This window comes from Pedobacter sp. UBA5917, from assembly GCF_002432345.1.
In the GTDB taxonomy this organism is placed as follows: Bacteria; Bacteroidota; Bacteroidia; order Sphingobacteriales; family Sphingobacteriaceae; genus Pedobacter.
The window spans coordinates 1-6473 of sequence record NZ_DJDT01000050.1 but is presented as its reverse complement, the minus strand read 5'-3'; the positions used below and the strand labels follow the sequence as shown (position 1 = coordinate 6473).

Here is a 6473-nt window from a genome sequence, read left to right as displayed (position 1 = left end):
ATCCCGATTTTTTCAATCGGGATATAGTGAACAGCGGGACTACCGGAGCCGATTGACATAGAACCCTGCTTTTCAAAAAAATAAAAAATAGAAACATTGGAAAGATTATTTCTTTTAACAGCGATTTACAGCTTCCATCTGTAAAGATTCTTCTCTGCGCTCAGAATGACAGGTAAGCAATTAATTCTATTTACCTACAGTCATTTACATGTTGAGTTTTAAACAAATCGGGTTCATTAAGCTTATTTTGCATAATTTAGCAAATTCACTTTGCCATAATACATGACTGATATTATCCACTTATTGCCTGATGCTGTTGCCAATCAGATTGCTGCCGGAGAAGTTGTACAACGACCTGCCTCTGCGGTGAAAGAATTGCTCGAAAATTCGATAGATGCCGGCGCAGATAAAATTCAACTGGTAGTAAAAGATGCCGGTAAGGCGCTTATTCAGATCATTGATAATGGTTGCGGAATGAGTGTTACAGATGCCAGAATGTGTTTCGAACGCCATGCTACTTCGAAGGTAAAAAAAGCGGAGGATTTATTTGCCATCCGCACTATGGGTTTCCGCGGTGAGGCCATGGCTTCTATTGCTGCAATTGCACAGGTAGAGATGAAAACCCGCAGGCATGAAGATGAAATCGGCACCTGTATCTCTATCGAAGGTGCACAGGTAACCAACCAGGAACCTGTGGCTACGCCAGCAGGAACGCAGATTTCGATTAAAAACCTGTTTTTCAATACGCCTGCCCGAAGGAATTTCCTTAAAAGCAATCCGGTGGAAATGCGCCATATTTTAGACGAGTTTCAGCGGGTAGCATTGGCACATCCGGGTGTATTTTTTAGTTTGCACCACGATGGCGTGGAGATTTTTAATTTGCCAAAAGGTAATTTAAAACAACGCATTGTTCACCTTTTTGGTAATAATTATAACGAACGTTTGGTGCCCGTTGAAGAGGAAACCACCATTATCAATCTTAAAGGTTATATTGGCAAACCGGCTTTTGCTAAAAAAACCAGGGGCGAACAGTTCTTTTTTGTAAATAACCGTTTCATCAAGGATCCATATTTAAACCATGCGGTTAGTTCTGCTTTTGAAGAACTGTTGCCTGATGATAGTTATCCGCTTTATGTACTGTTTATCGAGATCGATCCTTCGAAAATCGATGTAAACGTGCATCCAACCAAAACAGAAATCAAATACCTGGACGAAAAATCGATTTATGCTATTATGAAATCGGCAGTAAAACGTTCTATTGGCCGTTATAACATTGCACCAACCCTGGATTTTGATCAGGAAACGGGTTTCAGTAACATGATTACCCAAAAAGCGGTTGAAGATATTGTGCCGCCGAGCATCAATTTCAATCCCGATTTTAATCCTTTCGCCAGCGATAAGAGCTCGGTATCTGGTTATGCTTCATCGCCAAGAAATTACGATGCGAAACCAAGTGCAAAAAACTGGGGCTCGCTTTACGATATAACGGAACAACCTGTTGTAGAACAGACCTCGATTTATGAAGATGAAACGGTTTTGGAAACCAAGCAAAAGCAGTATATGCAATTGCACAACCGTTATATTGTTTCGCAGATTAAATCGGGTTTAATGGTAATCGACCAGCAAATGGCCCACGAACGGATCCTTTACGAGCGTTTTCTCGTACATCTTGATGACCGCAAAGGTGCATCGCAGCAGAGTTTATTCCCGCAAACCATTACACTTAATGCCAATGATTTCGAACTGGCCAAAAGTTTATTGGAAGATATAAAAAGTTTGGGCTTCGATGTACGCGAATTCGGAAAAAATACGTTGGTAGTAGAAGGTGTTCCGGTTGATCTGGGCAGCAGCAATATTAACGAAACACAATTATTTGAGCAGCTGATCGAGGGCTTTAAAAACTCACAGCAGGAGCTAAAATTAAGCAAACGCGATAGTCTGGCCCGGAGTTTGGCAAAAAACAGTGCCATTAAAGCAGGTACAAGCCTGGGCCAGGAAGAAATGAATACCTTGATTGATGAACTTTTTGCCTGTAAAACCCCTAACTTTAGCGTGAGCGGAAAACCCATTATCCAAACCATTACTTTGGCAGAACTGGATAAGAAGTTTGAGAAGAGTTAGATAGCATAGGGTTTGGAGCCGAAAGGTCGGAGGTCCGGGGTCCGAAGACCGAAGGTTGGGTGTAAAAGATTAGAAGAGAAAAGTCAACAGCGCAAGAATTTAAAACCCACGCGGCAAGTCCGTCCCCCTTTTTAAGGGGGCAGGGGATGAAAAATTGAAGGAGACTAAATCATGTTGCTAGATAGATCCTGATCCCGATGTGAAAATCTGGACAGGATGACGACGTGGTTGAAACAATTAACCAGTTAACCAATTTAAACAGTTAACCATACTTGAATTAATGAACAACATATATATTCCACCGGTAGTAAAAAACCTACTGATTATAAATATCCTTTTTTTCGCAGCTACCTACTTATTTAAGAGTCTTCATCTCGATGATCTGTTGGCCGTTTATTATTTCGATTCTCCAAAATTCAAAATATGGCAACCAATAAGTTATATGTTTATGCATGGTGGCATTGCGCATATCTTTTTCAACATGTTCGCCCTTTATAGCTTTGGAAGTATATTAGAATCGCGATGGGGTGCAAAGAAGTTTATTATATTCTATTTTATAACAGGCTTAGGTGCATTATTTTTACAATGGGCAGTACAGGCTTTTGAAGTTCATCAGATTTTAGGAACTTTTACCGCAGGCAATAAATTAGACTTAAACAACCTCTACAACGCTTCAGAATCGTCTCCAGCAGAAATAAAAACATTATTTGGCATCTATTTTGGCCGTATGCTTGGTGCATCTGGCGCAATTTTTGGTTTATTGGTTGCTTTTGGTATGCTTTACCCTAATGCAGAATTGTTGATCATGTTTATCCCGGTTCCGGTAAAGGCAAAATACATTATTCCCATTTATATTTTAGTAGAGTTATCATTGGGGGTTGCCCAGATAGAGGGCGATTCGATTGCGCATTATGCCCATCTGGGTGGTGCTTTAATCGGCTTCATACTTGTTAAAATTTGGAAAGATAAAAAAGATACATTTTATACGCTTTATGAATAACACTTTCAAAGATTTAAAATACAAGATTTTTCAGTCGGGCAACCCGCTGTTCTTTTACATTGGGATTAACACCATACTTTTTTTAGTTACCGCAGTTATTGGTGTATTCAGCTGGTTAGGTGGTAAAGGCAATAATATCTATCCATTAGTACGCTATTATTTAGGCCTTCCTGCCGAAATTTCCTTACTGCCAGAACGCTTTTATACCGTATTTACCTACATGTTTTTCCACGAAGGTTTTTTACACTTTCTGTTTAATATGCTCGGTTTATTCTGGTTTGGAAGTATTTTCATGAATTTCTTAAAAAGCAGGCAGTTCCATTTTGTTTACATCGTTGGCGGTCTGGCAGGGGCTTTATTTTATGTTGCAGGGTTAAATACTTTCCCCGTTTTTAAAGGCAATATTGGCGGTGCCACTGTTATTGGTTCTTCTGCTGCTGTAATGGCAATTATAACTGCTGCTGCAACACTTGTACCCAATTATTCGATGATGTTATTGTTTTTTGGGGAGGTAAAAATTAAATGGATTGCCATTGTTTATTTCATTATAGCTTTTATTGGTTTATCATCCATAAATGCAGGAGGAAATTTCGCCCACATTGGCGGCGCTTTATTGGGTTTCATTTATATCAAACGCCTGCAAAGCGGAAGCGACTGGAGTAAACTATTTGAGCGTAAGCCAAAATTAAAAGTGGTTAGAAACGAAAAACCGGTTAAAAAACCCGAATTTAAGGGCGGCGTTTCGCAACAGGAAATAGATGCTATTTTAGATAAGATCTCCACATCGGGATATGATAAATTAACAGCAGCAGAAAAAGAAAAATTATTTAAGGCAAGCAAAGATTAATGGCCACAAAAAAGAAGAAAAAGTATAGTTTTCTGGATAAAGTATTCCTGCCTATTGCCATTGTAGCAGCAGTAGCTTTGCTTTTGGGCGTGTTGGCCGGAAATATGGATCCAAGGAAGCATGCACTTATTGCTTTTTTCGGGCTCGCTTTCCCTTTTGTTCTTGTTGGCAATATTATTTTATTAGCCTGGTGGCTTTTAAGCAAAAAATGGCTATTTGCAATAGCTACGGTGATTGTAATCGCCCTTACCGGAAAAACACTAAAAGCAACTTTTGCCATCGGCGGAGATGAAGGTCCGGCAGAAAGAGCGGATAACAGCATCAGGATGATGACTTATAACGTACACAGCTTTAAACTTTACGGCGAAGACAATAACGAATCGGTTAAAGAAAAAATGCTCCAGGTGGTGAAAGATCAAAATCCCGATATCATCTGCTTTCAGGAATTTTTTACGCGTTACAAAGGTGCATTCGATACAGTGGATAGTTTAAAAGCACTGTTAAATACCAAATATTATTACTTCGTTCCTACCAACAAAAATGACTACGAGGCTGTTGGATTAGCTATTTTTTCTAAATTCCCCATTAAAAATTCAGGTAAGATTCCTTTTGTTACCGGTTTTCCTGGCAACATGAGTATTTATACCGATTTAAACATCAGAGGGAAAACTCTGAGGGTTTACAATGTACATTTCCAGTCTATTTCTTTTGAAAAACAGGATTACGAATACCTCGACAAGGTAAAGGAGATGAATACGGAGCTAAAACCATCTAAACGTATTTTAAGCATGCTAAAAAGTGCTTTTTTAAAGCGCAGTGGTCAGGTAGATATTATGAAAAAGGAAATGGCCAGCTGTACAACACCTTACCTTATCGCCGGCGATTTTAACGATACACCGGCATCTTATGTAGTAACGCAGATTACCGCTGGTTTAAACAACAGTTTTATAAAAAAGGGAAATGGCTTTGGCAAAACCTATAATGGCAAATTTCCGAATTTCCAGATCGATTACATTGCCACATCGAAAGCGTTAGAGGTATTAAACTACAAAATTACGGAGGCAAAATTATCCGATCATTTCCCGGTACGCAGCGATTTAAGGTTTGTGCCTTAACCAGTATTCTGTTACTATACCCTGTTTTTTTGGAGCGCAATACCTGTAAAAGGTACAACGTTTCCTCCCGTTTTACGCTTTTACGCTTCGCTTCCTCGTACCTCGTTGCTGCAGGGTAATGCTTCAACCGCCCGCCTGCAACGGGCAGGGGGGCTAATTGGCCAGGGCAGTGTTTCATTTTCGGGGTTGCATGGTGCAGAAACCTTTGTTTATAAACCCGATTGCAATGGTTCCGATTTTTCATCGGAAGTAATGGAAAGCGGGACTGTAGGCCTCCAAGGACCACAAACCGCTCATTTCCCTATTTTTTCGGTCGGTGAGACACCAACCGATAAGGTAATGACGATCAAATTACTAGTTATTTTATTTTCTTACCATACATCAACATAAGGCTTGCGGCTTATCCGCATATTTGCTTCATAAAATTTAAAAAAATCTTCAAAAATATGAGCTTAATAGATGCCCTAAACTGGCGTTATGCCGTTAAGAAAATGAACGGTCAACCTGTTGAACAAGAAAAGGTTGATAAAATTATTGCTGCTGCACACCTGGCACCAACTTCATCAGGTTTACAGCCATTTAAAGTAATTGTGGTAACCAACCAGGAGTTAAAAGAAAAAATTGCACCGATTGCTTTTAACCAATCGCAGGTAATCGATTCTTCTCACCTACTAATTTTCGCCGCAAACGAAAACTATACAGAAGAAGGAATTGATAATGTTTTCAATAGAATGAATACTGAGCGCGGTTTACCACTTGATGCTACCGATGCTTATAAAGCACAGCTTAAAGGTATGATCTTATCGAGAACTGCCGAAGAAAACTTTAACCATGCTGCCCGTCAGGCTTACATCGGATTTGGTATTGCCATTGCAGAGGCTGCTTTGTTAAAAGTAGATGCTACACCAATGGAAGGCTTTAACGGTCCGGCTTTAGATGAACTTTTAGGCTTGGATAAAAAAGGTTTAAGAAGCGTTACCTTATTACCATTAGGAAACCGCGACGAAGCCGGCGATTGGTTGGTAAACCTTAAAAAAGTACGTTCTCCTAAAGAAGAATTCTTAATTGAATATAAATAACAGGCAAACACCATTATATTTAAAACGGGCCGCTTTTTTAGTGGCCTGTTTTGTTTTTGCGGGTGGCGGTTTGCGGGTGACGTTAAGCGTTTGGCCTCCTAAACAAAATCCGTCATTGCGAACTGAAGCGTTGCCTGTGGGGTAGCGTGAAGCAATCTTTTAAGCATAAGGTTAACTGGATTAGATCCTGAAACAAGTTCAGGAGGACGGCACCCGGGAAAAGTGGATGGCCAATGAACCGGCTTGGAGCCTAGCGGTTGGCGTTCGGCGAACAATCAACCAATTTTCAGTTGGCAGTTTGCAATTACCAA

Annotated in this window: 5 protein-coding genes; all 5 read left to right on the top strand. The window is 40.0% G+C overall.

Annotated features, from left to right (window positions below):
- Positions 1-282: 282 nt before the first annotated feature.
- The 5 genes from mutL to B2V92_RS03295 all read left to right on the top strand — a co-directional run bounded on the left by mutL (position 283) and on the right by B2V92_RS03295 (position 6162).
- Entirely contained in the window at positions 283-2121 is a 1839-nt protein-coding gene (mutL, locus tag B2V92_RS03315) for a DNA mismatch repair endonuclease MutL (RefSeq protein ID WP_293304823.1), read from the top strand.
- 280 nt (positions 2122-2401) lie between these two features.
- A complete protein-coding gene (locus B2V92_RS03310; RefSeq protein ID WP_293304822.1) occupies positions 2402-3121 on the top strand; it encodes a rhomboid family intramembrane serine protease in 720 nt (239 codons plus the stop codon).
- Positions 3114-3968, top strand: a complete 855-nt coding sequence (locus tag B2V92_RS03305; RefSeq protein ID WP_293304821.1) for a rhomboid family protein — start codon at positions 3114-3116, stop codon at positions 3966-3968. Before B2V92_RS03310 ends, B2V92_RS03305 begins: the two co-directional genes overlap by 8 nt.
- Positions 3968-5083 carry an endonuclease/exonuclease/phosphatase family protein gene (locus B2V92_RS03300; RefSeq protein ID WP_293304820.1) on the top strand — a complete coding sequence of 372 codons (1116 nt, stop codon included), beginning with the start codon at positions 3968-3970 and terminating at the stop codon, positions 5081-5083. Before B2V92_RS03305 ends, B2V92_RS03300 begins: the two co-directional genes overlap by 1 nt.
- Positions 5084-5529: 446 nt before the next feature.
- Positions 5530-6162 (top strand): nitroreductase family protein, encoded by a 633-nt coding sequence (locus tag B2V92_RS03295; protein ID WP_293304819.1) that lies wholly within the window; start codon positions 5530-5532, stop codon positions 6160-6162.
- Positions 6163-6473 lie beyond the last annotated feature (311 nt).

Coding starts and splice junctions, on each gene's coding strand:
- B2V92_RS03305 (WP_293304821.1), top strand. CDS start 3,114: ATGAATAACACTTTCAAAGATTTAAAATACAAGATTTTTCAGTCGGGC.
- B2V92_RS03295 (WP_293304819.1), top strand. CDS start 5,530: ATGAGCTTAATAGATGCCCTAAACTGGCGTTATGCCGTTAAGAAAATG.
- mutL (WP_293304823.1), top strand. CDS start 283: ATGACTGATATTATCCACTTATTGCCTGATGCTGTTGCCAATCAGATT.
- B2V92_RS03300 (WP_293304820.1), top strand. CDS start 3,968: ATGGCCACAAAAAAGAAGAAAAAGTATAGTTTTCTGGATAAAGTATTC.
- B2V92_RS03310 (WP_293304822.1), top strand. CDS start 2,402: ATGAACAACATATATATTCCACCGGTAGTAAAAAACCTACTGATTATA.